The organism is Sinisalibacter lacisalsi, assembly GCF_014640115.1.
Classification (GTDB): domain Bacteria; phylum Pseudomonadota; class Alphaproteobacteria; order Rhodobacterales; family Rhodobacteraceae; genus Sinisalibacter; species Sinisalibacter lacisalsi.
The window spans coordinates 260,109-284,993 of sequence record NZ_BMGI01000005.1 but is presented as its reverse complement, the minus strand read 5'-3'; the positions used below and the strand labels follow the sequence as shown (position 1 = coordinate 284,993).

Sequence of the window (24,885 nt, the reverse complement as noted above, 5' to 3'; positions counted from 1 at the left end):
TCTACAGCGTTTTGCGCATCAGCACGAGATCCATCGCGCGGCCGAATTTCCAGCCCACGCCTTCCAGCCGGGCGATCTCGGCGTAGCCCATCCGGGCGTGAAAGGCGATCCCGTCGGTGTTCTCGCCCGAAACCCCGGCGATCATCATCCGCGCGCCGCCGCTGCGCGCGTGGTCTTCCGCCGCCCCGAGCAGCGCGCGCCCAAGCCCGTTCCGGCGCCCGTCGCCTGCAAGAATGATCGTGTGTTCCATCGTCCGGGCATAGCCCACCCCGGCCCGAAACTGGCCGTAGCTGACGAAGCCGACCACCGCGCCACCCGCTTCGGCCACGAAAAACCCGTGCCCGCTGCGCGCCTTCTCGGCGATGGACGCGGCGATCTCGGCCTCGGATCGCTCGGCCGAGTTGAAGGTTACGGCGGTATCGCGGATCAGCGGGTTCCAGAACCCGGCGATCGGGGCGGCGTCCTCCGCCCGCGCGGGGCGGATCATGCGAGCACCTTTTCGCCCTCGGGGGTGTGGATCAGCGCCGAAAGCCCGACCGGCCCCTCGCGCACCACCAGCCGGTCGTCGCTCGACAGCATCGACAGCGCCCAGCCGAGCGCGCCGGCGCGCGGATGGCGGATCTGGAGCGAGACGAGGCGGGCGCCGTGGTCATCGAGCCCGGCGGCGGGCATCGGCCCGGTCCACTCTACCAGGGCCGGGAAGATCCCGTCGAAGGGCAGGATGCCGCTTTCGGGCAGGCTGATGCGCCCGCGGCAGGCGCCGCGCATCACCTCGACCGGGTCGCCGATCCCCTCCGGCGCCTCGGCGAGAGCCGCGTCGAGATCGGGCACCCGCAAGGCCCATCCGGAAAGCCGAGCCGGGCCCTCGCGCCGGTCGAGGCCGAACCAGCGCGCCCAGGCCGGGGCAGGGGCGCCCGGGTCGATCGCGAGCGCCGCGACAAAATCTTCCGGTCCGAGCGAAAGCAGCCGGTCATGCGTGCCCATCGCGGCATCCGCGCCACCCGGAGCGGTTGCCAGACCGAGCTCGGATTCGACGAGCGCGTTCGCCGCCGAAAGCCTGTCGGCGGTGACGACGAGGTGATCGATGAGTCCCGGCATCTGCCCTCCGTTCTGCGCGACATTGCCACGGCCCGTGGCGAAACCAAAAGACTATCTGCGCCGGTTGCCCTCGTGCCGCGTCAGCCGCGCGCCTCGCGGATCAGCCGCAGGATATCCTTGGCGGCCTCGGGGATGTTGGTGCCCGGCCCGAAGATCGCCTTCACCCCGGCTTTCTTGAGGAAATCGTAGTCCTGCTGCGGGATCACCCCGCCGCAGATCACCAGGATATCCTCCGCGCCCTGCGCCTTCAGCGCCTCGATCAGCTTGGGCGCGAGCGTCTTGTGGCCCGCCGCCTGGCTGGAGATGCCGACGACGTGCACGTCGTTGTCGACGGCATCCTGCGCCGCCTCCTCCGGGGTCTGGAACAGGGGACCGACGTCGACGTCGAAGCCGATGTCGGCGAAGGCGGTGGCGATCACCTTGGCGCCGCGATCGTGCCCGTCCTGCCCCATCTTGACCACCAGCATGCGCGGCCTGCGGCCCTCTTCCTCGGCGAACTTCTCCACGTCGGCCTGGATCGCGGCGAAGCCCGCGTCGCCCTCGTAGGCCGCGCCGTAGACGCCCGCGAGCGTCTTCACTTCCGCCCGGTGACGGCCGAACGTCTTTTCCATCGCCATCGAAATCTCTCCCACCGTGGCCCGTGCCCGCGCCGCCTCGACGGCGAGGGCGAGCAGGTTGCCCTCGCCCGAACGCGCGGCCTGCTCAAGATCGGCCAGCGCCTTGTCGCAGGCGGCCTGGTCGCGGCTCGCGCGGATCTTTTCCAGCCGCCTGATCTGGCTGTCGCGCACCTTCACGTTGTCGACATCGCGGATGTCGACGGGGTCCTCCTTCTCCAGGCGGAACTTGTTGACCCCGACGATCACCTCGTCGCCCCGGTCCACCGCCGCCTGGCGGCGCGCGGCAGCCTCCTCGATGCGCAGCTTGGGCATGCCGCTGGCCACCGCCTTGGTCATACCGCCCATCGCGTCGACCTCCTCGATCAGCGCCCAGGCTTCCTCGATCAGGTCGGCGGTGAGTTTCTCGACGTAGTAGGAGCCCGCCAGCGGATCGACCACTTTCGTTACCCCGGTCTCGTTCTGCAGGATCAGCTGGGTGTTGCGCGCGATCCGGGCGGAGGTTTCGGTGGGCAGCGCGATCGCCTCGTCGAAGGCGTTGGTATGCAGCGATTGCGTGCCGCCGAGCACCGCGCTCATCGCCTCGAAGGCGGTGCGCACGATGTTGTTGTAGGGGTCTTGCTCCTGCAGGCTCACGCCGCTGGTCTGGCAATGGGTGCGCAGCATCAGGCTGCCCGGCTTCTTCGGCTCGAACTCGCTCATGATCCGGTGCCACAGGAACCGCGCCGCGCGCAGCTTGGCGGCTTCCATGAAAAAGTTCATGCCGATGGCGAAGAAGAAGCTCAGCCGCCCGGCGAAGGCATCGACATCGAGCCCCCGCGACAGCGCCGCGCGGACGTATTCGCGCCCGTCGGCGAGGGTGAAGGCGAGCTCCTGCACCAGGTTCGCGCCCGCCTCCTGCATATGGTAGCCGGAGATCGAGATCGAGTTGAACCGGGGCATGTCGGTGGAGGTGTACTCGATGATGTCCGACACGATCCGCATGCTCGGCTCGGGCGGGTAGATGTAGGTGTTGCGAACCATGAACTCCTTGAGGATGTCGTTCTGGATCGTGCCCGAAAGCTGCGACCGGTCGACGCCCTGTTCTTCCCCGGCGACGATGAAACTGGCGAGGATCGGGATCACCGCGCCGTTCATCGTCATGCTGACCGAAACCTCGCCGAGCGGGATGCCGTCGAACAGGATTTTCATGTCCTCGACCGAATCGATGGCCACGCCCGCCTTGCCCACGTCGCCCATCACCCGCTCGTGATCGCTGTCGTATCCGCGGTGGGTGGCGAGGTCGAAGGCCACGCTCACGCCTTGTTGACCCGCCGCGAGCGCCTTGCGGTAGAAGGCGTTCGATTCCTCGGCGGTGGAAAAGCCTGCGTATTGGCGGATGGTCCAGGGCCGGCCGGCATACATCGTGGCGCGCGGACCGCGGGTGAAGGGGGCAAAGCCCGGCACCGTGCCGATATGGGGCAGGCCCTCGAGGTCTGCCTCGGTGTAGAGGGCCTGCACGTCGATCCCCTCCGGCGTGTGCCAGGTGAGATCGTCCATCGGGCGGCCGCGCAACTCCTTCGCGGCCAGCTCTTCCCAATCCTTCCGGTCGCTCATCGACACTCTCCTTCGTCCATTGTGCCCTGTGCTCCGTAGCCTATATGAAAAAGAAAAGGAGCGCAGATGATCAAAGCCCTAGCCCTTGCCGCCGGTTTCGCCGCCAGCCTCGCCGCAACGCCCCTGTTCGCCCAGGAGGCTGAGGATATGCCCGGTGCGCCGGTCGAGGCCCCGGCCGAGGAGCCCGAGACCCTTGACCATGACATGGAAGAGGATCTCGAGGAATTGCCCGGTCTCGTGATCATGGAGGCCGGCGAGGTCGAGCTTTCCGAGTTTCTCTGGCTCGCCCGCCCGCTCGTCGTCTTCGCCGACGGGCCGAACGATCCCCGGTTCATCCAGCAGATGACGTATATCGAGCAGCGCCCGCTGGAATTGCTGGAGCGCGACGTGGTCGTGATCGTCGATACCGACCCCGTCCCCATGTCTCCCATTCGCAAGGCGCTGCGGCCGCGCGGCTTCGACCTCGTGCTGATCGGCAAGGACGGCCAGCGATACCTGCGCAAGCCGAACCCGTGGGACGTGCGCGAGATCTCCCGCTCGATCGACAAGATGCCGATGCGGCAACAGGAAATGCGCGACCAGCGCGGCTTGTAACCCGGCCGCGGGCCCGATGGGCGCGGGCCGGAAAGGCGGTGCGCCCAGGGCATGACCTATTCGAACTCCATGATCACTTCGTCGACCCCGAGGCTGTCGCCGGGCCCGGCGTTGATGCGGGCGACCACGGCCTTGCGTTCGGCGCGCAGGATGTTCTCCATCTTCATCGCCTCGACGGTGCAGAGCGCCTGGCCTTCCTGCACCTCGTCGCCCTCGGCGACGTCGATCTTCACGATCAGGCCGGGCATCGGGCAGAGCAGCATCTTCGAGGTGTCGGGCGGCAGCTTCTCGGGCATCAGCGTGGCAAGCTCCGCCTGGCGCGGGGTGCGCACGTAAACCTTGAGGTCGGCGCCCCGGGTGCGGATCCGGTAGCCGCCATGGATGCGGCCCACCTTGAGCACCAGCGGCGCGCGGTCCACCTCCAGCCGCGCGAGCTGGTCGCCCGGCGTCCAGCCGGACGTCACCCGCATGGCGCTGCCGTCGATGAAGCGCACCGTGGAGCCACCATGGTCGGCGTCGATCGTCAGCTCGAAGCTCTCGCCCTGCAGCGTCACCACCCAGTCGATCCCGACGACGCGCTCGTGGTTGTCCATCCGCCCCGAGATCCGCGAGCGGCGGATCTCGTCGACGCGGAACATCGCCGCCACCGCCGCGGCCACCCGCTGGAGGCTCTTCTGGTCGAGCGTCACGCCCTCGAAGCCCTCGGGGTATTCCTCGGCGATGAAGGCGGTGGTGATGTTGCCCGAGGCGAAGCGGGGATGATCCATCACCGCCGAGAGGAACGGCAGGTTATGCCCGATCCCTTCCACCTCGAAACTGTCGAGTGCCACGCGCATGTGCTCGATGGCCGCGCTGCGCGTCGGCCCCCAGGTGCAGAGCTTGGCGATCATCGGGTCGTAATACATGCTGATCTCGCCGCCCTCGTAGACGCCGGTATCGTTGCGCACCACGTGTTCGTCGTCGGCCACTTCCGCCGGCGGGCGGTAGCGCGTGAGCCGCCCGATCGAGGGCAGGAAATCGCGGTAGGGGTCTTCGGCATAGAGCCGGCTTTCCATCGCCCAGCCATTGAGCTTCACGTCGTCCTGGCTGATCGAGAGCTTTTCACCCGCCGCCACCCGGATCATCTGCTCGACGAGGTCAACGCCGGTGATCAGCTCGGTCACCGGGTGCTCCACCTGCAGCCGGGTGTTCATTTCGAGGAAGTAGAAATTCTTGTCGCCGTCGACGATGAATTCCACCGTGCCGGCGCTGGAGTAGCCCACCGCCTTGGCCAGCGCCACCGCCTGCTCGCCCATCGCCTTGCGCGTCGCTTCGTCGAGGAAGGGCGAGGGGGCTTCCTCGATGACCTTCTGGTTTCTTCTCTGAATCGAACATTCCCGTTCGCCGAGATAGATCCCGTTGCCGTGAGAATCGCACAAAACCTGTATCTCGATGTGACGCGGCTGGGTGACGAACTTCTCGATGAAGATCCGGTCATCGCCGAAAGAACTCGCCGCCTCGTTCTTCGAAGACTGGAAGCCCTCGCGGCATTCGGCGTCGTTCCAGGCGATCCGCATGCCCTTGCCGCCGCCGCCGGCGCTGGCCTTGATCATCACCGGGTAGCCGACCTCGCCGGCGATGCGCACAGCGTCGTCGGCGTCGTCGATCAGCCCCATGTAGCCGGGCACGGTCGACACGTTCGCCTCCTGGGCGATCTTCTTCGAGGTGATCTTGTCGCCCATCGCCTCGATCGCGCCCACCGGCGGGCCGATGAAGGCCACGCCCGCGGCCTCCAGCGCCTCGGCGAACTTCGCGTTCTCTGAAAGGAAGCCGTAGCCCGGGTGCACGGCCTGCGCGCCGCTGCCCTTGATCGCCGCCATCACCTTGTCGATCACGATGTAGGACTGGTTGGCGGGCGGCGGGCCGATGTGCACCGCCTCGTCGGCCATCTGCACGTGCAGCGCGTTGCGGTCGGCGTCGGAATAGATCGCCACCGTGGCGATCCCCATCTTGCGCGCGGTCTTGATCACGCGGCAGGCGATCTCGCCGCGGTTGGCGATCAGGATCTTCTCGAACATGTCCCGTTCCTCTTGGTGATGTGTGTCGGGCGGCATGGCCGCATGAGGGGTGCCGGCGCTCCCCGGCGCGCGCCGGGGCGGCAGCGCCGCGCGCGCGGCGCGGTTGCTCGTGCCGTGGGCGCACACGAAAAATCCCGGCCTGACCCAAAGAGGGTCAGACCGGGCAGAAGGGGAAGGGTAACGGTTTTGCTAAACCAGGCAGGAAGCCGGGATAGAGCCCCTGCCATGCGAGCACCATAAACGCGCGCCGGGATCGCCGAACAGCCCACGCGGCCCGACCGCCCGCTTTGCGCGGCGGTCCGCCAAAATCCGCAAGTCGCTGGCAAAAAGGCGCTCATTCGTCCCAATCCTCGTCGTCCTCGCCGTCTTCGGTCCAGTCGGCGGCCTCCGCGTCGAAGGCCTCGGGAAAGCTCGCGCGCGCCAGGTCGACGTTGATTCTCAGCATCGCCTCGTAGCTCGCCGGGTCGAACGGGTCTTCGGCCGGCACCACCTCGCGGCCGAACAGCCATGAAAGCCGCCCGGCGTCGAGATTGCCACGCTCGAAGGGCTCCTCGCCGAAATGCGCCCAGAGCGCGGCCATGAAGCCCGCGTCGGCGCGCCGGTCGGCCGGGCGCCGGTCGGCGTAGCGCTCGCGGCGGATCAGCGGCGTCGCGCCCTTCTTGTTGGCCCGGCGGATGGTGAACTGGAAATCGGTGCCGGGCAGGCGGCCGGGAAAGCCGCGGTGCTTGGTCATGTCGGGCAGCGCCATCAGAACCCCTCCCAGATGCAGCCGTCGGCCCCGGGGGTATAGGCTTCGAACACCTGCACCGCGTCCGGGTCGGTGTCGCCGAAGTCGACCGGGCGGTTCGAGACCGAGATCACCACCTGGTTTGGCTGCGGCCCGGTGTTGGCGATGCGCTCCAGCGCGTAGGCCTCGCAGAGATAGGCCATGTCGGCTTCGAGGGTGTCGTAATCCATCGCTTCGAGCGCCCTCGCGAGGTCGGGTTCGAGAAAGCGGAAGCGCAGGGTGAGCCCGGCCGGACCCGGCTCGCTCCAGATCACGTCATGAAACGCGACCTCCCGGCCCGAGGGCAGGGCGATGACGCCCGCCCCCTCGGCCAGCGCCGGGGTGGCGCAGAGCAGCGCCAAGGCAGCGCCTTTCCATCGTGTCGCGAACCGCATCAGGCCTCCGGTATCCCGCTCACAGCGGGATATTGTCGTGTTTTTTCCAAGGGTTTTCGAGCTTCTTGTTGCGCAGGGACGCAAAGGCCCGGGCCACCCGCTTGCGGGTGGAATGCGGCTGGATCACCTCGTCGATGAAGCCCCGCTCGGCGGCGACGAAGGGGTTTGCGAAGCGGGTCTCGTAGTCCTTCGTGCGCTGGGCGATCTTCTCGGGATCGTTCAACTCGCTGCGGTAGAGGATTTCCACCGCGCCCTTGGCCCCCATCACCGCGATCTGCGCGGTGGGCCAGGCATAGTTGAAATCGCCGCGCAGGTGCTTCGAGGCCATCACGTCATAGGCCCCGCCGTAGGCCTTGCGGGTGATCACCGTCACCTTCGGCACCGTCGCCTCGCCGTAGGCGAACAGCAGCTTCGCGCCGTGCTTGATCACGCCGCCGTATTCCTGGCTGGTGCCCGGCAGGAAGCCCGGCACGTCGACAAGCGTGAGGATCGGGATCTCGAAGGCGTCGCAGAAGCGCACGAAGCGCGCGGCCTTACGGCTCGAATCGATGTCGAGCACGCCGGCGAGCACCATCGGCTGGTTCGCCACCACGCCCACGGTGCGGCCCTCGATGCGGATGAAGCCGGTGATGATGTTGGCGGCGAAGGCTTCCTGGATCTCGTAGAAATCGCCCTCGTCGGCCAGCTTCAGGATCAGCTCCTTCATGTCGTAGGGCTGGTTGAGATTGTCGGGGATCAGCGTGTCGAGGCTTTCCTCGATCCGGCCCGGATCGTCGAAGAACGGCCGCACCGGAACCTTCGCGCGGTTGTTGAGCGGCAGGAAATCGACCAGCCGGCGCACCTCGTCCATCGCTTCGACGTCGTTGTCGAAAGCGCCGTCGGCGACCGAGCTCTTGCGGGTGTGGGTGGAGGCGCCGCCCAGTTCTTCCGCCGTCACCACCTCGTTGGTGACGGTTTTCACCACGTCGGGGCCGGTGACGAACATGTAGGAGGAATCGCGCACCATGAAGATGAAATCGGTCATCGCCGGGGAGTAGACCGCACCGCCGGCGCAGGGCCCCATGATCACGCTGATCTGCGGCACCACGCCGCTCGCCATGATGTTGCGCTGAAACACCTCGGCGTAGCCCGCGAGGCTGTCGACCCCTTCCTGGATGCGCGCGCCGCCCGAATCGTTGAGCCCGATTACCGGCGCGCCGTTCTGCATCGCCATGTCCATGATCTTGGCGATCTTCTCGGCGTGGGTTTCCGAGAGCGAACCGCCGAACACGGTGAAATCCTGCGAAAAGACATAGACCATACGGCCGTTGATCGTGCCCCAGCCGGTGATCACGCCGTCACCGGGGATCTGGTTGTCTTCCATGCCGAAATCGGTGCAGCGATGGGCCTTGAACATGTCGAACTCCTCGAAGGAGCCCTCGTCGAGCAGAAGCTCGATGCGTTCGCGCGCGGTCAGCTTGCCCTTGGCGTGCTGCGCCTCGATGCGGCGCTCACCACCGCCCTTGCGGGCCACGCTGCGGCGGTCTTCGAGCTCCCGGAGAATGTCTTTCATCGCTCCCTCCTTCATTTCGGCGCAACCTAGCGGGCCGGGGCCGAAGCCCAAAGCGGAATCGGGCGTATTTGCAAATGTTACAGAACGACAAGTCTGCAAATTGCAAACTTGCGTAGCCACCCCGCCTGATGGCGTCCCGCATCTCGACAATCCCCGCGCCCGGGCGTAACCGATTTTCATGAGCCAGATGCCCGCAGTGCGCTTTCTCGACCGCGCCACACCCCCGCATATTTTTACCCTCACCCTGATCGCGGGGCTCTCGGCGCTGTCGATGAACATCTTTCTGCCCTCGCTGCCGACGATGACAACCTTTTTCGACGCCGAATACCGGCTGATGCAGCTTTCGGTGGCGCTCTACCTCGCGATGAATGCGGTGCTGCAGGTGGTGATCGGCCCGATCTCCGACCGCTACGGCCGCCGCCCGGTGCTGCTGTGGTCGTTCGCGATCTTCGTGCTCGCCACCATCGGATGCCTTCTTGCCCCCACCGCCGAGATCTTCCTCGCTTTCCGGATGGTGCAGGCGGCGGTGTCGGCGGGGATGGTGCTGAGCCGCGCCGTGGTGCGCGACATGGTGCCCGGCGCCGAGGCCGCCTCGATGATCGCCTATGTCACCATGGGCATGTCGCTGGTGCCGATGTTCGGCCCCGCACTCGGCGGCCTGCTCGATGCGGGCTTCGGCTGGCAGGCGAATTTCTGGCTTCTCGCGGGCCTCGGCCTGCTCGTGATCTGGCTGATCTGGCGCGATCTCGGCGAAACCGCGATCCGCCGCGAAGGCGGCTTTGGCGCACAACTGCGCGACTACCCCGAGCTTCTCACCTCGCCGCGTTTCTGGGGCTACTCGGTCGCGGCGATGTTCGCCTCCGGCACCTTCTTCGCCTACCTCGGCGGTGCGCCCTTCGTCGGTTCCGAGATCTACCACCTCGACCCGGCCACGCTGGGCATGCTGTTCGGCGCGGCGGCGCTAGGCTATCTCATGGGCAACGGCATCTCGGGCCGCTACTCGGTGCGCTACGGCATCGACCGGATGATCCTGGCCGGCACCGCCGTCTCCACCCTCGGCCTTGCCGCATCATTCTCGCTGCACCTGGCGGGGTTCGCCCATCCGCTGGTGTTCTTCGGCTTCATGGTCCCGCTCGGCTTCGGCAACGGCATGGTTCTGCCCAACGCCACGGCGGGCACGCTCTCGGTGCGCCCGCAACTCGCGGGCAGCGCCTCGGGGCTGGGCGGTGCGCTGATGATCGGCGGCGGCGCCGCGCTCTCGGCGCTTTCCGGCATGATCCTCAGCGCCGAGACCGGGGCGATCCCGCTGCTCGCGCTGATGCTGACTTCCTCGGCGCTCTCGGTGCTCGCCATCCTCGCGGTGATCCGGCGCAACCGGCGCATCGGCGAAGCCTGAACCGGTTGTCGCTTTCATCTTTCCCGAAATATCCCGGGGGTCCGGGGGCAGAGCCCCCGGTGCGTCGCCCGGGGCGAGACCGTTACTCCGCCGCGTCGGCGTAGGCTTCCAGCGGCGGGCAGATGCACACCAGGTTGCGGTCGCCATAGACGTTGTCGACCCGGTTCACCGGCGGCCAGTACTTGTCGACCCGGAACGCGCCGGGCGGAAAGCAGCCCTGTTCGCGTGAATAGGGCCGGTCCCAGTCGCCGACGAGATCCTCGGTGGTATGGGGCGCGTTCTTGAGCGGGTTGTTGTCGTGGTCCATCGCGCCCGCCTCGATTGCCCGGATCTCCTCGCGGATCGCCAGCATCGCGTCGCAGAACCGGTCGAGCTCGGCCTTGGTCTCGCTCTCGGTCGGCTCGATCATCAGCGTGCCCGCCACCGGCCAGCTCATCGTCGGTGCGTGGAAGCCGGCGTCGATCAGCCGCTTGGCGATGTCTTCCACGGTGACGCCCGCGCTCTCGGCGAAGGGGCGCACGTCGATGATGCATTCATGCGCCACCCGGCCGGTTGGCCCCTTGTAAAGCACCTCGAAGGCGCCGGCGAGCCGGGCCGCGATGTAGTTGGCGTTGAGGATCGCCACCTTGGTAGCCTGCGCCAACCCCGCACCGCCCATCATCAGGATATAGGCCCAGGAGATCGGCAGGATCGAGGCCGACCCGTAGGGTGCCGACGACACCGCGCCGGATGCGCCCGAGAACGGATCGCCCGGCAGGTGCGGGGCGAGATGCGCCTTCACCCCGATCGGCCCCATGCCGGGGCCGCCGCCGCCGTGCGGGATGGCGAAGGTCTTGTGCAGGTTGAGGTGGCTCACGTCGCCGCCGATCTCGCCGAGCTTCACGAGGCCGACGAGCGCGTTGAGGTTGGCGCCGTCGATATAGACCTGCCCGCCGAATTCGTGGGTGATATCGCAGACCTCGCGCACGGTCTCCTCGAACACGCCGTGGGTCGAGGGATAGGTGATCATCGACGCCGCCAGCCTGTCGCCGGCGGCCTGCGCCTTGGCGCGGAAATCGGCGACGTCGATATCGCCGTTCGCGGCCGATTTCACCACCACCACCTCCATCCCAGCCATGTGCGCCGAGGCCGGGTTGGTGCCATGGGCGCTCATCGGGATCAGGCAGATATCGCGGTGGCCCTCGCCGCGCGCGGCGTGAAAGGCGCGGATGGTGAGGAGCCCGGCGTATTCGCCCTGCGCGCCGGAGTTCGGCTGCATGCTCATCGCGTCATAGCCGGTGATGGTGCAGAGCTTGGCCTTCAAATCCTCGATCAGCTCGTGGTAGCCCGCCGCCTGGTCTGGCGGGCAGAGCGGGTGCATCATCGAGAACTCGCGCCAGCTCACCGGCATCATCTCGGCCGCCGAGTTGAGCTTCATCGTGCAGGAGCCAAGCGGGATCATCGCGCGATCAAGCGCAAGGTCGCGGTCGGCGAGGCGGCGCATGTAGCGCATCATCTCGGTCTCGGCCCGGTTCATGTGAAACACCGGGTGGGTGAGGTAGTCGCTGGTGCGCGCCAGCGCATTCGGCAGGCGGTGGTAATCCTCGGTGAAATCGCGGTCGTCCGCCACCACCCCGAAGGCGCGCCAGACCGCCTCGATGGTGGGCGAACGGGTGGCCTCGTCGAGCGTGATGCCGATCCGCGTCTTGCCGACGGGCCGCAGGTTCACCCCCTCCTTCAGCGCGGCGAGGATGATGCCCTTCTGCAGGTGCCCCACCTCCACCGTGATCGTATCGAAGAAATGTTCGGGCGCGATCTGGTAGCCCGCCTCTTCCAGCTTGCGGGCCAGCCGCGCGGTCTTGCGGTGAATGCGCTGGGCGATGGCCTTGAGCCCCTCGGGGCCGTGAAACACGGCATAGAAGCTCGCCATCACCGCCAGCAGCGCCTGCGCGGTGCAGACGTTGGAGGTGGCCTTCTCGCGGCGGATATGCTGCTCGCGGGTCTGCAGCGCCAGCCGGTAGGCCTTGTTGCCCCGCGCGTCGATCGAGACGCCCACGAGCCGCCCCGGCAGCGCGCGCTTGTGCGCCTCGCGGCAGGCGATGTAGGCGGCATGCGGCCCGCCATAGGCCATCGGCACGCCGAAGCGCTGGGTCGAGCCCACGGCGATGTCGGCGCCCATCGCGCCCGGCTCCTTCAGCAGCGTGAGCGCCAGCGGATCGGCGGCGACGATCCCGATGCCCTTGTACGCATGCAGCGCGGCGATCTCGCCGGAGAAATCGCGCAGCTCGCCATGTGTGCCGGGATACTGAAACACCGCGCCGAACACCGCTTCGGGGTCCATATGCGCCGGATCATCTACGATCACCTCGATCCCGAGCGGCTCTGCGCGCGTCTTCATCACCGCGATGTTCTGCGGGTGGCAGGCGGCATCGACGAAGAAGGCCTTCGCCTTCGATTTCGCCACCCGCTGCGCCATCGTCATCGCCTCGGCGCAGGCGGTGGCCTCGTCGAGCAGGGAGGCATTGGCCACCTCGAGCCCGGTCAGATCCGAGATCATCGTCTGGAAATTCAGGAGCGCCTCGAGCCGGCCCTGGCTGATCTCCGGCTGGTAAGGCGTATAGGCCGTATACCACGCCGGGTTTTCGAGGATGTTTCGCTGGATCACCGGCGGCGTGACGGTGCCGTGATAGCCCTGCCCGAGCAGCGAGCGCAGAACACTGTTCTTCGCCGCCGTCACCCGCATCTGGTAGAGCATTTCGCGCTCCGACCGGGGTTTGCCGAAGTCCAGCGGCTCGGCTTGCCGGATCGAGCGCGGCACGGTCTCGTCGATCAGCGCGTCGAGGCTGTCGACGCCCAGCGTCGTGAACATCTCGGCCATCTCGGCGGGCGAGGGGCCGATGTGGCGGCGGTTGGCGAAATCGTAGGGCCGGTAGTCGGTCGGGGTGAAGGGCATGGGGCAGATCCGGTCAGGTTTGTTCGACAAAACGGGCGAGGTTGGCGAGCGATGCGGATAGGCCGGCTTCGTGGTCCTCGGCGGAAATGCCGGGGGGCACGTTCTCGGCCACGACTTGGACCCGTGTGCCGCCGGGCACGGGCTGGAAATGCCAGCCGGTGCGCATGGCGCCTTCGAAGTCGGGATCGTCTGTGGTGAAGTCGCCCTCGGAGAGCACGAGTTCCCCCGGCGTGAGGGTGATGAAATGGCCCGTTATCACGTCCGTGTTCGCGCCGCTCTTGCCCTTGTAAGTGTCGAAGGTAAGCACGAAACGAAAGGCGCCGCCGGGCTGCGCGTCGAGCTTCTCGACGCGCAAACGCGCGCCCGGGGGCGCCAGCCATGATTCCAGCGCCTCGGGGTCGAGCAGGGCTTGATAGAGCACCTCCGGTGACGCGGCGATCTTGCGGCTGGCGCGGTGGGTTTGTGGCTCTCCCATGATCAGCCGATGAAGGCCTTGTAGGCGGCCTCGTCCAGGTAGTCGTCCATCTGGCCCGGCTCGGCGGGTTTGACCTTGAAGAACCAGGCCGCGCCCTCGGGGTCTTCGTTGACCTTCGCGGGGTCTTCGACGATCGCCTCGTTCACCTCCACGATCTCGCCGTCGATCGGCGCGAGGATGTCGGAAGCGGCCTTGACGCTCTCGATCACCACCACCTCGTCGTCCTTGGTCACTTCCGTCCCAATCTCCGGCAGTTCGACGAAGACGATATCGCCCAGTTGCTCGGCGGCATGGGCGGTGATGCCGACGGTCACGATGCCGTCGGCCTCGTCGAGCCATTCGTGTTCTTCGGTGTATTTCATGCGCGGGTCTCCGGTTTGGTGTCAGCGTTTGTAGGATGTGGGGTGAAAGGGCAGGGCGGCAACCGTCACGGGCAGGCGCTTGCCGCGCACCTCGCCCCAGAGCTCTGTGCCCTCGGCGGCCATGGCGGCGGGCACGTAGCCCATCGACATCGGCCGCCCGATCGAGGGGCCGAAGGCGCCGGAGGTGATCTCGCCCACCGGCTCGGCGGCGTCTTCACCGGCGAACAGCGGCGTATGCGCCCGCATCGGCGCGCGGCCCTCGGGCAGAAGGCCCACGCGCAGCCGCGCCGGGCCGTCCTCGAGTTCGCGCAGGATAAGCGCCGCGCCGGGAAAGCCGCCCGCGCGCGCGCCGCCGCTCCGCCGGGCTTTCTGGATCGCCCAGGAAAGCCCGGCCTCGACCGGCGAGGTGGTCTCGTCGATATCCGCCCCGTAAAGGCACATCCCGGCCTCGAGGCGCAGCGAATCGCGCGCGCCGAGACCGATCGGCGCAACCTCCGGGTTCTCCAGCAATGCCCGCGCCAGCCTTGGCGCCATCGTGCCCGGGATCGAGATCTCGAACCCGTCCTCGCCGGTGTAGCCCGACCGGCTCACCCAGCAGGTGGCGCCGACCAGTTCCATCTCGGCCACGTCCATGAAGCGCATGTCGCGCACGGCCGGGTTCAGCGCGGCCAGCGCCGCTTCGGCCCCGGGCCCTTGCAGCGCCAGCAGCCCGCGGCCGGTCGGGTGGCTGATCTCGACGTCGGGCAGGTGCTCGTGCAGGTGATCGAGATCCAGTTCCGCCCGCGCGGCGTTGACGACGAGAAACAGGTGCGCGCCGGTATTGGCCACCATCAGGTCGTCGAGGATGCCGCCGTCCTCGGTGGTGAACATCGCGTAGCGCTGGCGGCCCGGCGCGAGCCCCGCCACGTCCACCGGCACCAGCCGTTCCAGGGCTTCCGCCGCGCCCGGCCCGCGCAGGATCACCTGGCCCATGTGGCTCACGTCGAACAGCCCGGCCCGCGCCCGGCAGTGCAGATGTTCCTTCATCACCCCGGCGGGATACTGCACCGGCATCTCCCAGCCGGCGAAGGGCACCATCTTGGCGCCGAGTTCGATATGCAGGTCGTGCAGCGCGGTGCGTTTCAAGGCACTCATGGGTTCTCCCCGCCGGGAGTGCGCGCCCGGCATCGCGGGGCTCATGGCCCGCCCGATGCCCCCTCTGTCCCTTCGCCTGAGATCGTTATCCCTTCGGCGGGCCTCGCGGCCTCTCTCCAGAGTGTCGTCCCGCGCGGTCCGTTTGCCTGAGAGTTTTCCGGGGCGGTTGCTCCTTCGGCACCGGCCAACCCCGAAGGGCCGCCGGGTTCTCCCTGCGCAGGTGGCGCGAGCCTAGCAACCTCGCCTGCACCCGGCAAGAGCTTGCTTCGCCCGCGCCGCCGCGCCACATATCCGGCATGACCGACCCGTTCTTCTTCGGCTACGGTTCGCTGGTGAACCGCGGCACCCATGACTACGCCGAGGCACAGACCGCGCGGGCGACCGGCTGGCGCCGGGCGTGGCGCAAGACGCCGCTGCGCGACCGTTGCTTCCTCACCGTGGTGCCGGCCCCCGACGAATACGTCGAGGGCCTGATCGCCGCGGTGCCTGGCGCCGACTGGGCCGCGCTCGACGCCCGCGAACACGCTTACGCCCGCCACGACGTGAGCCACGTCACCACCCACCGCGCGGACCGCCCGCTCGAGGTGGCGATCTACGCCATTCCCGACGGTGCGCACCATGATCCGGGCGACGACAACCCGGTGCTGCTGTCCTATATCGACGTGGTGGTGCAGGGCTTCCTCGCCGAGTTCGGCGCGGAGGGCGTGCGCCACTTTTTCGAAACCACGGAAGGCTGGCACGTGCCGGTGCTCGACGACCGGGCGGCGCCGATCTACGCCCGCGCCCGGGTTCTCGACCTGGCCGAGCGCGCGGCGGTCGACGAGGGGCTGGCGCGCATCGGCGCGCGCATCTTGCGGCCCTGACGCCCCGCCCTGTCTTCATCCTGGCGGAAATACCTCGGGGGTGCGGGGGCAGAGCCCCCGCGTTCCCCGGCTGCTCACCCGAGCATGTGCTGGTAGCTCGCGGGCACGTAGTGGAAACCCTCGCCGCGGGCCTCGACAAAGCCGACCGCAGGCCAGGGCATGTGGTAGCCGATGAAGGGCAGCTTGTCTGAAGCCAACATTCCAAGCAGGCGACGCCGGGTTTCAGCCGCCTTTTCCTTGTCCTGATCGAACCTGACCTCCCAATCGGGATGCGCCAGCGACCAGACGTAATGGTTGGCGAAATCGGCGCCGAGCAGCAGCCCCTTACCCTCGCTCTCGATCATGAAGGCCATGTGTCCGGGCGTATGCCCGAAGGCTTCGATCGCTGTGATTCCCGAGGCCGGGCTGCCGCCATCGTCGAGAAAGGCCATGCGCTCGGCGAAGGGGCGCACCTTGGCCTCGAAGGCCTCGTTGCCCGACATGTCCCAGGCGTCGAACTCCACCGCCCCGGTTACGTAGCGGGCGTTGGGAAAGGTCGGCGCGCCGCTGTCGTCGGTCATGCCGCCGATGTGGTCGCCGTGCATGTGGGTGAGCACCACCACGTCCACCTGGTCGGGGCTGTAGCCCGCCGCCGCCAGCGCCGCGACGATGCCGGCATGGTCCGTGCCGGTGTCGAACAGCACCAGTTCGGCGCCGGTGTTCACCACCGTGGGGGTGAAGAAGAACTGCGCCCTGTCGGTGGGGATCATCGCCGCCGCGCTCGCCGCGGCGAAGTCCTCTTCCGAGGCGTTCAGCCCGAAAATGCCGTTCGGGTTTTCCACCGTGCGGGTGCCCGCGAGCAGCGCGGTCACCTCGAAGGCGCCGTGCTTGAAGCGGTTGAACCGCGTTGTCGCCATGCCCATCATCTCGGCCGCCGCGAAGGCGCCGGTGGTCGAGGCGGCGAGCGGCAGCGCCGCCGCCCCCATTATCATCGCCCGGCGGTTCAGTCTAAGATCGTTTCCAGCCATTTGGTCCTCCCGCTGCGGATTTCGGTTATGCTCAACCATACGATACCGAAACGGGGCGCGATTGCCGCAACACGAGAGCGTGAAGGAGCCGTGATGAACGAGAACAAGACAAGACCCACCGACGCGGCCGTCGCCGAGTTCCTCGACGCGGTCGCCCATCCCACGCGCCGCGCCGATGCCCTCGCGCTCGATGCGCTGTTTCGCGACGTCACCGGCTGGCAGCCGAAGATGTGGGGGCCGTCCATCGTCGGTTACGGCAGCTACCGCTACACCTACGACAGCGGCCGATCAGGCGAGATGTGCGCCACCGGCTTCAGCCCGCGCAAGGCGAACCTGTCGATCTACATCATGCCCGGTTACGCCGATTTCGGCGATATCCTCGCCGGCCTCGGCAAGCACCGCCTCGGCAAATCCTGCCTCTACATCAACAAGCTCGCCGACATCGACACCGAGGTGCTCAGGCGCCTGATCCGGGCCGGGCTAGACGATCTCGCGGCGCGCTGGCCGGTTGCGCCAGGCTGACCGCGCCACTCATTCCCACCAACGGTCGATCGCGGCGATATCGTCGTCCGACCAGCCGAAGTGATGCGCCAGCTCGTGCACCATCACATGCGCCACCAGCGCGGGCAGATCAACGTCGCCGCGGTCGATCCACTCGTCGAGGATGGCGCGGCGGAACAGCCAGATCGTGTCGGGGCCGTGTGGCACGTCCATCACCGATTTCTCGGTGAGCGGGATGCCGTCGTAGAGACCGCTGAGCTCGAAGGCGTCCTCGATCCCCATCTCTTCGAGGATGTAATCGGGCGCGAAATCCTCGACCCGCAGCGCCACCTTGCCCGCCGCGTCGCGATAGGGCGCGGGCAGGGCGGCGATGGCGGCGCGGGCCATGGTGTCGATCTCGTCGAGGGAGGGGGCGATCTGCTCGGTCATGCGCTCCATATGGACAAAACCCGCGCATTGTGAAAGAGCAACCGCGACAGGAGACACCCATGACCGTTACCCGTTTCGCGCCCTCGCCCACCGGCTATCTGCACGTCGGCAACCTGCGCACCGCGCTGTTCAACTTCCTCATCGCCCGCAAGGCGGGCGGGCAGTTCATCCTGCGCCTCGACGATACCGACCCGGAACGCTCGAAGCCGGAGTATGCCGACGCGATCATGGAAGACCTCGAATGGCTCGGCCTGACCTGGGACCGGGTGGAGCGCCAGTCGGCCCGGCTGGAGCGCTACGAGCAGGCGGCCGACGAGCTGCGCGCCAAGGGGCGGTTCTACGAGTGTTTCGAGACCCCCACCGAACTCGACCTCAAGCGCAAGAAGCAGCTCAACATGGGCCGGCCGCCGGTGTATGACCGCGCGGCGCTGGCGCTTTCGGAGGACGACAAGGCGAAGCTGCGCGCCGAGCGCGGGCAGGGGCACTGGCGCTTCAAGCTCGATCACGAGCGCATCGAGTGGGACGACGGCATCCTCGGGCCGCTCTCGATCGACGCCGCCAGCGTGTCGGACCCGGTGCTGATCCGTGCCGACGGGCAGTTTCTCTACACCCTCGCCAGCGTGTGCGACGATGTCGATTTCGGCATCACCAACGTGGTGCGCGGCTCCGATCACGTCACCAACACCGCGACGCAGATCCAGATCATAGAGGCGCTCGGCGGCACGGTGCCGGCCTTTGCCCACCATTCGCTGCTCACCGGCCCGCAGGGCGAGGCGCTGTCGAAGCGGCTGGGCACGCTTGCCTTGCGCGATCTGCGGGCGCAGGGCGTGGCGCCGATGGCGCTCCTGAGCCTGATGGCGCGGCTCGGGTCGTCGCAGCCGGTGGAACTGCGCAACTCGCTCGACGAGATCGTCGAGGGGTTCGATCTTTCCGCCTTCGGCGCGGCGCCGACCAAGTTCGACGTGAACGACCTTTTCCCGCTCACCGCGCATTACCTCGCCCAGCTCCCCTTCGCGGCGGTGGCCGATCACGTCCGCGCGCTGGGCGTGCCAGAGACGATGGCGGAGGCGTTCTGGACCGTGGCGCGTGAGAACATCACCACGCTGGCCGATCTCGAAGGCTGGTGGGTGCTGTGCCGCGACGGCGCCGAGCCGGTGGTGGACGCGGAAGATCGCGAGATGATCGCCACCGCGATGACCCTTCTGCCCGAGCCGCCCTATACCGCCGAGAGCTGGGGGAAATGGACGGCCGAGGTGAAGGAGGCCACCGGGCGCAAGGGCAAGGGATTGTTCATGCCGCTCAGGAAGGCGCTGACCGGCATGGATCACGGCCCCGACATGGGCGCGCTGATGCCGCTTCTGCAGAAGGTGCGGCGCTGAGCGCGCGCGCTATTCCAGCGGCGGAATGTCGACGCTCCAGCTGATCGTCGCCGCCACGGGCTCGGCCCCGTCGGCCACCCGGGGCTCCGACATGTAACCGGTGAGGCGCAGGAAGCTTCCCTCGACGCGCGCCTCGAGACGGTTGTTCTCGAAGCTGAACTCGGTCAACGCCCCGGTGCCGCCGTCGGCACCCATCGCCATCGGCGCGTCGTAGCCCTGCTCGTCGAACACCTCCGCCGACAGCAGCGCCATGCCACCGCCCTGCTTCTGCAGCGTGACCTGCACCATCGGTTGCCCCGGCTGACCATCGGCGGTCACCGTCTGGCCCACTGTGTTCAGCGTCAGGAACTGGCCCATGATCATTTTCTGCTCGGCATAGGCCGAGTCCTGCTCACGGTCGTAGGGGATCGTCAGTTCCAGCGTTTCGTCGCCGAGGGTGACCGTCATCGTGCCGATCGCGTCGTAGCGATCCGACAGCTCGGCGGCCAGCGTTGGCGAGGCGAGGGCGCAGAACAGGCCCAAGGCGAAGTGTTTCAACATGGCGCGCTCCAAATCCAACCTTCATTGGCTTGACGGTAGCGCAGGGGCGCGCGCCTGTCACCACGGGCGCCGGCGGCAAGCGCGTTTCAGCTCTTGTCGCGCCAGCGGTTGACCATCGGGTAGCGCCGGTCGAGCCAGAACGCCCGGGGGGTGAGCCGCGCGCCGGGGGCGGACTGGAAGCGCTTGTATTCCGAAATGTAGATCAAGTGCTCCACCCGCTTGACCGTCTCGCGGTCGAAGCCCTCGGCCACCAGTTCCGCCACGCTGGCCTCGCGGTCGATCAGCCCGTCGAGGATCGCGTCGAGCACCTCGTAGGGCGGCAGGCTGTCTTCGTCCTTCTGGTCTTCGCGCAGTTCGGCGGAAGGCGGCTTGTCGATCACCCGGGGCGGGATCACCTCGCCTGCCGGGCCTTTCATCCACGCCCGGTGATTGGCGTTGCGCCAGCGGCAGGTTTCGAACACGCGGGTCTTGTAGAGGTCCTTGATCGGGTTGTAGCCGCCCGCCATGTCGCCGTAGATCGTGGCGTAGCCCACCGCCACCTCCGACTTGTTGCCGGTGGTGAGCAGCATTTCCCCGAACTTGTTGGACAGCGCCATCAAGAGCAGCCCGCGCAGGCGCGACTGGATGTTTTCCTCGGTGAGATCGGGCTCGGTGCCGGCGAACAGTGGGGCGAGCGCCTCGGTCACCGCCGCGCGTGGCCCGGAAATCGGCACGAAGTCGTAGCGCACGCCGAGCGCCTTCGCCACGGCCTCGGCATCCGCCAGCGAGGCTTCGGAGGTGTATTCCGAAGGCAGCATCACGCAGCGCACGTTCTCGGCCCCGAGCGCATCCACCGCGATCGCGGCGACCAGCGCGGAGTCGATCCCGCCCGAAAGGCCGAGGAGCACCTTCCTGAACCCGGTCTTTCCCATGTAGTCGGCGAGCGCCATCACCATCGCGCGGTAATCGGCTTCCCAGTCATCGAGCTCGGGCACCACCTCGACGGGCGCGATGCGCCAGCCGGTCTCGGTGTTCACGAGGTCGACATGGGCCAGCGCCTCCTCGAACTGCGGCATCTGGAAGGCGATCTCGCCGTCCGGATTCACGCCGAAACTCGCACCGTCGAACACCTGATCGTCCTGGCCGCCGACGAGATTGAGATAGATCAGCGCGCGGCCGGTTTCGGCGACGCGCCCGCGGGCGTGGTTCTTCCGCACCGGCACCTTGGCGCGGTAATAGGGCGAGCCGTTGGGCACGAGAAAGACCTCGGCCCCCGCCGCGGCCATCGTGGTGCAGACCTCGGGCCACCACGCGTCTTCGCAGATCGGCGTGCCGAGGAGCAGCGGGCCGATGCGGAAAGGGCCCTGTTCGGGGCCGGGGGTGTAGAGGCGTTTTTCGTCGAAGACCGTCTCGTTCGGCAGCACCTGCTTGAGCACGCGCAGCCGCACTGCGCCGCCTTCGAGGATGTAATAGGCGTTGTAAAGGTCGCGCCCGTCGTGGAACGGCGCGCCGATGCCGATGGCGGGGCCGTCGGCGGTGTCGGCGGCGAGCGCGGTGGCGGCGTCCATCGCCTCGCGCCAGAAGGCGGGGCGCATCACCAGATCCTGCGGCTGGTAGCCGATCAGGAAGGCCTCGGGAAAGGCGACGAAATCCGCCCCAGCCGCCTTCGCCTCGCGCCATGCCGCGCGGGCCCGGGCGGCATTGCCGGCAATGTCGCCCAGCGTCGGGTTGAGCTGGGCCAGCGTGAAGCGGAAGGTCTCGCTCATGATGCGCCTTCGGGTTGGGACGGTCCGGGCATCGGTTTAACAGGTTTGTGGGCGAGGAAAAGCCAGCGCCGCGCCGGCCGGGGCGAAAACCGTTGTCTCATCGGGGGGTGTCGCATAGGTTTTGGGCAACCGGCCCCGTGGCTGGACAAACGGGAAACGAGGGATGTGATGTCGGAGCAGGTTTGGGGATGGAAGCCGGCGGTTCTGGCCCTGGCGCTTGCGATGGCGGCCCCGGCGGCCGCGCTGGCGCAGGACGGTGGCGCGCTGGAAGTCGTTCAATACGATGACGGCTCGATCTACGAGGGCCAGATGAAAGACGGCCTGCGCCATGGCCGCGGCAGCCTGCGCACACCCACGGGCTACGAATACAAGGGCAGCTTCGTCGATGGCGAGATCCGCGGCGAGGGCGTGGCGCGCTTTCCCAACGGCTCGGTCTACGAGGGCAGCTTCGCCAAGGGCCGCCCGCACGGCTTCGGCAAGGTCACCTACGCCGATGGCACCTCCTACGAGGGCGACTGGGTCGACGGCAAGATCAACGGCACCGGGCTGGCGATCTATGCCAACGGTTTCAAATACGAAGGCGGGTTCCGCACCGGCCAGCACCACGGCCGCGGCCGGCTCGAAAACCCCTCCGGCACCGTCTACGAGGGCGACTGGGTGATGGGCGTCAAGCAGGGGCAGGGCAAGCTCACCGAACCCGACGGCTCGGTCTACGAGGGCGCGTTTTCCGACGGCCAGCCCAACGGCGAAGGCGTGTTGGTGGCCGCCGACGGGATGCGCTACGAGGGCACCTGGACCGATGGCCAGATGGACGGCGAGGGCAAGCTCACCGAGGCCAACGGCGATGTCTACGAGGGCCCCTTCGTGATGGGCGTGCGCTCGGGCGTGGCGAAGGTGACCTATGCCAACGGCGATGTCTACGAGGGCGGCTTCGTTTCCAACCGGCGTTCGGGCCAGGGCGTGTTCATCGGCGCCGACGGTTACCGCTACGAGGGCGGTTGGATCGACGACCGGATCGAGGGTGAGGGCGTCGAGACCTACCCCGACGGCTCGGTCTACACCGGCCAGTTCCGCGCCGGGCTTCCCGATGGGCGCGGCCGGATCGAATACCCCGACGGGTCAATCTACGAGGGCGAGTTCCGCGATGGCGTGTTCGAGGGGCAGGGCACGCTGACCCGCGCCGATGGCACGGTTTACGAGGGCGCCTTCGTCTCCAACCTCTACGAGGGCGAGGGCACGCTCACGCTGCCGACCGGCGTGGTCTACACCGGCAACTGGAAAGCCGGGTTCGCCGATGGCGAAGGCCGCCTCACCCGCCCCGATGAAACCTTCTACGAGGGCGGCTGGAAAGACGGCACCCGCCATGGCGAGGGCCGCGAACGCTACGAGGACGGCACGATCTACGAGGGCGGCTTCGTTGACGGGATGCGCGAGGGGCGGGGCACGGTGATCTACCCCGATGGCCGGCGCGAGACCGGGCAATGGGAGCAAGGTGTCATGACCTCGGCGATCGACGAGGGCGCAACCGGCGAAACGGATGGCCAGCCGGCGGAGAACTGAGCGCGCCGCCCGCGCCGCGAACCGGCCGATCTCGCCCGCCTCCCGTGGCCGGCGCCGGCTTGCCGGATCTTGCCGGTCCCGCCCGGCAATTCCCTGATCTCGTCGAAAAAACGCCCTCATTTCCTGCAAGGGTCGGCGCTGTCACGAGGCAGGAGACAGAACATGGCAACACCCGGTCGTCAAAACCCCGTCAAGGCGAAACCCCTGAGCGAAAAGGCGCGGCGGCTTCTGGCCGCGCATGACCATGAAGTGGCGCGCGCCCGCGCCGCTTGACCGCTTCGGTTTGAATGCTCCCCCGGCGCGGGGGCTTGCGGTTGGCCCCGCCCAGTGCCGCAACCACATTGAGAAGGGCCGCCCGTGCGGGCGGCCCTCTTCATTCGCGCGATGTGATCACTGGATCTTGTTGATCTTCATCACTTTCATCGCGAGTTTTTCATAGAACGGTTCGGAGACACCGTTCTTGATCTTGCGCATGAAATACCATTCGAAGGCGAGCTTGGCCCAGTGCACCCACTTGCCCTCGCTCGCCCAGTTGACGTTGCGCGGCGGGTTCTGCGGCATGGCGAGGAAGGCCGCGCCACGGTCGCCGAAATCGGCAAGGCAGAGCGCGTTCCACGTCGGCAGGTTGTTGGGCTCCTCGCCGCGCAGGACACGCGGCAGATTGTGCGCGGTGGCGGTGACCATGCTCTCGATCATGAAGCCGGTTTTCGGCACGCCGGTGGGCACCGGGGTGGCGACCGGCGGGGCGATGGCGATGGCCACGCCGATGCCGAAGATGTTGCGGTATTTCGGGTTGCGCTGGTATTCGTCGACGATCACGAAGCCGCGCGGGTTCACCAGCCCCTCGATCCCCATGATCGCGGGGATGCCACGGAAGGCGGGCAGCATCATCTTGTACTTCGCCGGAATCTCGTGCTTTTTCTTCTCGTTGCCGTCCTCGTCGAACTCGGTCACGTGGACCGCGTCGGCGGTGAACTTCTCGGTCTTGGCGTTGGTGATCCACTTGATATCGCGGTCGCGCATGATCGACTCGAGCATGCCCTTGGTATCGCCCACGCCGCCAAGGCCGAGGTGGCCGATGTAGGGCTCGGAGGTGACGAAGGTCATCGGCACCTTGTGCTTGATCTTGCGCTTGCGCAGGTCGGTGTCGATCGTCAGCAGGTATTCATAGGCCGGGCCGAAGCACGAGGCGCCCTGCACCGCGCCCACCACGATCGGGCCGGGATCGGCGCAGAACTGCTCCCACGTCCCGCCCTTGCCGCCGGAAAGCTCGGCGTGTTCGATCGAGCAGACCGAGTTGGTGTGCCCCTCGGGGCCGAAACCCTCGATCTCGTCGAAGGCCAGATCGGGCCCGGTGGCGATCACGAGGTAATCGTAGGCAACCTCGCGGCCCGACTCGAGGATGATCTTGTTGTCTTCGGGCACGAGCTTGGAAGCGCCGTCGCAGATGAACTCGATGCCGCGGCGCTTCATCACCGGGGCGAGGTCGATGGTGATCTCGTCCTTGCTGCGCCAGCCGACACCGGCCCAGGGGTTCGAGGGGGTGAACTGGAAATAGGGCTTGTTGGAGATCACCGTGATCTTGTCGTCACGGGTGAGTGTTTCCTTCAGTTCGTAGGCCTGGATCGTTCCCCCGAGGCCCGCGCCGAGGATGACTACGTGCGCCATGGTTGCTTCCTTCATCTTGGCGGATCGGCTGCCGCCAGCTCCGTTGATGTTGCGCGCGCCCTTCAGTCAGAGAACGACTCCTGCCCAACATGAGGCCGACGCGAAATACTATAACACAAATCAATCTGTAGGGGCCGAATCATATGCCGAACGGATTGATTTTGCCGCGAGGCAAATGGACGCGGGAACCTGCGGCGGGCGTAGGGCCGCGCGGCGCGGTTG

The 24,885-nt window shown here is 67.4% G+C and carries 22 protein-coding genes and 1 riboswitch; of the genes, 6 read left to right on the top strand and 16 right to left on the bottom strand.

Annotated elements, in window-relative coordinates; all coding sequences use genetic code 11:
• Position 1: 1 nt before the first annotated feature.
• The 3 genes from IEW01_RS15420 to scpA all read right to left on the bottom strand — a co-directional run bounded on the left by IEW01_RS15420 (position 2) and on the right by scpA (position 3,308).
• Complete coding sequence (locus IEW01_RS15420) at positions 2 to 487, bottom strand: GNAT family N-acetyltransferase (RefSeq protein ID WP_188529357.1); 486 nt, start codon at positions 485 to 487, stop codon at positions 2 to 4.
• Entirely contained in the window at positions 484 to 1,098 is a 615-nt protein-coding gene (locus tag IEW01_RS15415) for a VOC family protein (protein WP_188529355.1), read from the bottom strand. Before IEW01_RS15415 ends, IEW01_RS15420 begins: the two co-directional genes overlap by 4 nt.
• A gap of 80 nt (positions 1,099 to 1,178) precedes the next feature.
• On the bottom strand, positions 1,179 to 3,308 hold the full coding sequence (gene scpA, locus IEW01_RS15410; protein WP_188529353.1) for a methylmalonyl-CoA mutase: 2,130 nt from the start codon (positions 3,306 to 3,308) through the stop codon (positions 1,179 to 1,181).
• A gap of 66 nt (positions 3,309 to 3,374) precedes the next feature.
• Between scpA and IEW01_RS15405 the strand changes: the two genes are divergently transcribed.
• Entirely contained in the window at positions 3,375 to 3,902 is a 528-nt protein-coding gene (locus IEW01_RS15405; RefSeq protein ID WP_438810829.1) for a DUF4174 domain-containing protein, read from the top strand.
• Between the two features lie 56 nt (positions 3,903 to 3,958).
• Here the strand turns inward: IEW01_RS15405 and IEW01_RS15400 are convergent, their stop codons facing one another.
• The 4 genes from IEW01_RS15400 to IEW01_RS15385 form a co-directional block, all read right to left on the bottom strand.
• Positions 3,959 to 5,959 carry an acetyl-CoA carboxylase biotin carboxylase subunit gene (locus IEW01_RS15400; protein ID WP_188529351.1) on the bottom strand — a complete coding sequence of 667 codons (2,001 nt, stop codon included), beginning with the start codon at positions 5,957 to 5,959 and terminating at the stop codon, positions 3,959 to 3,961.
• 334 nt (positions 5,960 to 6,293) lie between these two features.
• Complete coding sequence (locus IEW01_RS15395; protein WP_188529548.1) at positions 6,294 to 6,692, bottom strand: hypothetical protein; 399 nt, start codon at positions 6,690 to 6,692, stop codon at positions 6,294 to 6,296.
• A gap of 14 nt (positions 6,693 to 6,706) precedes the next feature.
• Complete coding sequence (locus IEW01_RS15390; protein WP_229738299.1) at positions 6,707 to 7,120, bottom strand: DUF6497 family protein; 414 nt, start codon at positions 7,118 to 7,120, stop codon at positions 6,707 to 6,709.
• Between the two features lie 19 nt (positions 7,121 to 7,139).
• Positions 7,140 to 8,672, bottom strand: a complete 1,533-nt coding sequence (locus IEW01_RS15385) for an acyl-CoA carboxylase subunit beta (protein WP_188529349.1) — start codon at positions 8,670 to 8,672, stop codon at positions 7,140 to 7,142.
• Between the two features lie 178 nt (positions 8,673 to 8,850).
• Between IEW01_RS15385 and IEW01_RS15380 the strand changes: the two genes are divergently transcribed.
• Complete coding sequence (locus IEW01_RS15380) at positions 8,851 to 10,068, top strand: multidrug effflux MFS transporter (protein WP_188529347.1); 1,218 nt, start codon at positions 8,851 to 8,853, stop codon at positions 10,066 to 10,068.
• Between the two features lie 82 nt (positions 10,069 to 10,150).
• On the opposite strand, the gene gcvP is transcribed toward IEW01_RS15380, so the two are convergent.
• The 4 genes from gcvP to gcvT are packed head-to-tail and all read right to left on the bottom strand — an operon-like array spanning position 10,151 to position 14,971.
• Positions 10,151 to 13,000 (bottom strand): aminomethyl-transferring glycine dehydrogenase, encoded by a 2,850-nt coding sequence (gcvP, locus tag IEW01_RS15375; RefSeq protein ID WP_188529345.1) that lies wholly within the window; start codon positions 12,998 to 13,000, stop codon positions 10,151 to 10,153.
• A gap of 13 nt (positions 13,001 to 13,013) precedes the next feature.
• Positions 13,014 to 13,475, bottom strand: a complete 462-nt coding sequence (locus tag IEW01_RS15370; protein WP_188529343.1) for an SRPBCC domain-containing protein — start codon at positions 13,473 to 13,475, stop codon at positions 13,014 to 13,016.
• Positions 13,476 to 13,477: 2 nt separating this feature from the next.
• Positions 13,478 to 13,837 (bottom strand): glycine cleavage system protein GcvH, encoded by a 360-nt coding sequence (gene gcvH, locus IEW01_RS15365; protein ID WP_188529341.1) that lies wholly within the window; start codon positions 13,835 to 13,837, stop codon positions 13,478 to 13,480.
• A gap of 21 nt (positions 13,838 to 13,858) precedes the next feature.
• Positions 13,859 to 14,971, bottom strand: coding sequence for a glycine cleavage system aminomethyltransferase GcvT (gene gcvT, locus IEW01_RS15360; RefSeq protein WP_188529339.1), 1,113 nt, complete (start codon positions 14,969 to 14,971; stop codon positions 13,859 to 13,861).
• A 124-nt stretch (positions 14,972 to 15,095) separates the two neighbouring features.
• Positions 15,096 to 15,196: riboswitch (glycine riboswitch) on the bottom strand.
• Between the two features lie 71 nt (positions 15,197 to 15,267).
• Here gcvT and IEW01_RS15355 point away from each other — a divergent pair.
• Positions 15,268 to 15,834, top strand: a complete 567-nt coding sequence (locus IEW01_RS15355) for a gamma-glutamylcyclotransferase family protein (RefSeq protein WP_188529337.1) — start codon at positions 15,268 to 15,270, stop codon at positions 15,832 to 15,834.
• Between the two features lie 74 nt (positions 15,835 to 15,908).
• On the opposite strand, the gene IEW01_RS15350 is transcribed toward IEW01_RS15355, so the two are convergent.
• A complete protein-coding gene (locus IEW01_RS15350; RefSeq protein WP_188529335.1) occupies positions 15,909 to 16,841 on the bottom strand; it encodes an MBL fold metallo-hydrolase in 933 nt (310 codons plus the stop codon).
• A 93-nt stretch (positions 16,842 to 16,934) separates the two neighbouring features.
• Between IEW01_RS15350 and IEW01_RS15345 the strand changes: the two genes are divergently transcribed.
• Positions 16,935 to 17,363 carry a DUF1801 domain-containing protein gene (locus IEW01_RS15345; protein ID WP_188529333.1) on the top strand — a complete coding sequence of 143 codons (429 nt, stop codon included), beginning with the start codon at positions 16,935 to 16,937 and terminating at the stop codon, positions 17,361 to 17,363.
• Positions 17,364 to 17,372: 9 nt separating this feature from the next.
• Here the strand turns inward: IEW01_RS15345 and IEW01_RS15340 are convergent, their stop codons facing one another.
• Positions 17,373 to 17,771, bottom strand: coding sequence for a metallopeptidase family protein (locus IEW01_RS15340; RefSeq protein WP_188529331.1), 399 nt, complete (start codon positions 17,769 to 17,771; stop codon positions 17,373 to 17,375).
• A gap of 59 nt (positions 17,772 to 17,830) precedes the next feature.
• Here IEW01_RS15340 and gltX point away from each other — a divergent pair, with 59 nt between their 5' ends.
• Entirely contained in the window at positions 17,831 to 19,150 is a 1,320-nt protein-coding gene (gene gltX, locus IEW01_RS15335) for a glutamate--tRNA ligase (protein WP_188529329.1), read from the top strand.
• Between the two features lie 9 nt (positions 19,151 to 19,159).
• On the opposite strand, the gene IEW01_RS15330 is transcribed toward gltX, so the two are convergent.
• Together IEW01_RS15330 and IEW01_RS15325 are read right to left on the bottom strand one after the other, a co-directional pair.
• Positions 19,160 to 19,690, bottom strand: a complete 531-nt coding sequence (locus tag IEW01_RS15330) for a hypothetical protein (RefSeq protein ID WP_188529327.1) — start codon at positions 19,688 to 19,690, stop codon at positions 19,160 to 19,162.
• An 86-nt stretch (positions 19,691 to 19,776) separates the two neighbouring features.
• Positions 19,777 to 21,435: an NAD+ synthase gene (locus tag IEW01_RS15325; protein WP_188529326.1), complete on the bottom strand. Its 1,659-nt coding sequence runs from the start codon at positions 21,433 to 21,435 to the stop codon at positions 19,777 to 19,779.
• 168 nt (positions 21,436 to 21,603) lie between these two features.
• On the opposite strand from IEW01_RS15325, the gene IEW01_RS15320 reads away from it, so the two are divergent.
• On the top strand, positions 21,604 to 22,995 hold the full coding sequence (locus IEW01_RS15320; RefSeq protein ID WP_188529324.1) for an MORN repeat-containing protein: 1,392 nt from the start codon (positions 21,604 to 21,606) through the stop codon (positions 22,993 to 22,995).
• A 390-nt stretch (positions 22,996 to 23,385) separates the two neighbouring features.
• Here the strand turns inward: IEW01_RS15320 and IEW01_RS15315 are convergent, their stop codons facing one another.
• Entirely contained in the window at positions 23,386 to 24,663 is a 1,278-nt protein-coding gene (locus tag IEW01_RS15315; RefSeq protein ID WP_188529322.1) for an NAD(P)/FAD-dependent oxidoreductase, read from the bottom strand.
• Positions 24,664 to 24,885: the final 222 nt, after the last annotated feature.

What these genes read in the sequence shown, in the direction of transcription:
- IEW01_RS15385 (WP_188529349.1), bottom strand. Translation starts at nt 8,672, where the DNA reads ATGAAAGACATTCTCCGGGAGCTCGAAGACCGCCGCAGCGTGGCCCGC.
- IEW01_RS15405 (WP_438810829.1), top strand. Translation starts at nt 3,375, where the DNA reads ATGATCAAAGCCCTAGCCCTTGCCGCCGGTTTCGCCGCCAGCCTCGCC.
- IEW01_RS15380 (WP_188529347.1), top strand. Translation starts at nt 8,851, where the DNA reads ATGAGCCAGATGCCCGCAGTGCGCTTTCTCGACCGCGCCACACCCCCG.
- IEW01_RS15325 (WP_188529326.1), bottom strand. Translation starts at nt 21,435, where the DNA reads ATGAGCGAGACCTTCCGCTTCACGCTGGCCCAGCTCAACCCGACGCTG.
- IEW01_RS15400 (WP_188529351.1), bottom strand. Translation starts at nt 5,959, where the DNA reads ATGTTCGAGAAGATCCTGATCGCCAACCGCGGCGAGATCGCCTGCCGC.
- gcvT (WP_188529339.1), bottom strand. Translation starts at nt 14,971, where the DNA reads ATGAGTGCCTTGAAACGCACCGCGCTGCACGACCTGCATATCGAACTC.
- IEW01_RS15320 (WP_188529324.1), top strand. Translation starts at nt 21,604, where the DNA reads ATGTCGGAGCAGGTTTGGGGATGGAAGCCGGCGGTTCTGGCCCTGGCG.
- gcvP (WP_188529345.1), bottom strand. Translation starts at nt 13,000, where the DNA reads ATGCCCTTCACCCCGACCGACTACCGGCCCTACGATTTCGCCAACCGC.
- scpA (WP_188529353.1), bottom strand. Translation starts at nt 3,308, where the DNA reads ATGAGCGACCGGAAGGATTGGGAAGAGCTGGCCGCGAAGGAGTTGCGC.
- gcvH (WP_188529341.1), bottom strand. Translation starts at nt 13,837, where the DNA reads ATGAAATACACCGAAGAACACGAATGGCTCGACGAGGCCGACGGCATC.
- gltX (WP_188529329.1), top strand. Translation starts at nt 17,831, where the DNA reads ATGACCGTTACCCGTTTCGCGCCCTCGCCCACCGGCTATCTGCACGTC.
- IEW01_RS15390 (WP_229738299.1), bottom strand. Translation starts at nt 7,120, where the DNA reads ATGCGGTTCGCGACACGATGGAAAGGCGCTGCCTTGGCGCTGCTCTGC.
- IEW01_RS15420 (WP_188529357.1), bottom strand. Translation starts at nt 487, where the DNA reads ATGATCCGCCCCGCGCGGGCGGAGGACGCCGCCCCGATCGCCGGGTTC.
- IEW01_RS15355 (WP_188529337.1), top strand. Translation starts at nt 15,268, where the DNA reads ATGACCGACCCGTTCTTCTTCGGCTACGGTTCGCTGGTGAACCGCGGC.
- IEW01_RS15340 (WP_188529331.1), bottom strand. Translation starts at nt 17,771, where the DNA reads ATGACCGAGCAGATCGCCCCCTCCCTCGACGAGATCGACACCATGGCC.
- IEW01_RS15350 (WP_188529335.1), bottom strand. Translation starts at nt 16,841, where the DNA reads ATGGCTGGAAACGATCTTAGACTGAACCGCCGGGCGATGATAATGGGG.
- IEW01_RS15330 (WP_188529327.1), bottom strand. Translation starts at nt 19,690, where the DNA reads ATGTTGAAACACTTCGCCTTGGGCCTGTTCTGCGCCCTCGCCTCGCCA.
- IEW01_RS15370 (WP_188529343.1), bottom strand. Translation starts at nt 13,475, where the DNA reads ATGGGAGAGCCACAAACCCACCGCGCCAGCCGCAAGATCGCCGCGTCA.
- IEW01_RS15345 (WP_188529333.1), top strand. Translation starts at nt 16,935, where the DNA reads ATGAACGAGAACAAGACAAGACCCACCGACGCGGCCGTCGCCGAGTTC.
- IEW01_RS15415 (WP_188529355.1), bottom strand. Translation starts at nt 1,098, where the DNA reads ATGCCGGGACTCATCGATCACCTCGTCGTCACCGCCGACAGGCTTTCG.
- IEW01_RS15395 (WP_188529548.1), bottom strand. Translation starts at nt 6,692, where the DNA reads ATGACCAAGCACCGCGGCTTTCCCGGCCGCCTGCCCGGCACCGATTTC.
- IEW01_RS15315 (WP_188529322.1), bottom strand. Translation starts at nt 24,663, where the DNA reads ATGGCGCACGTAGTCATCCTCGGCGCGGGCCTCGGGGGAACGATCCAG.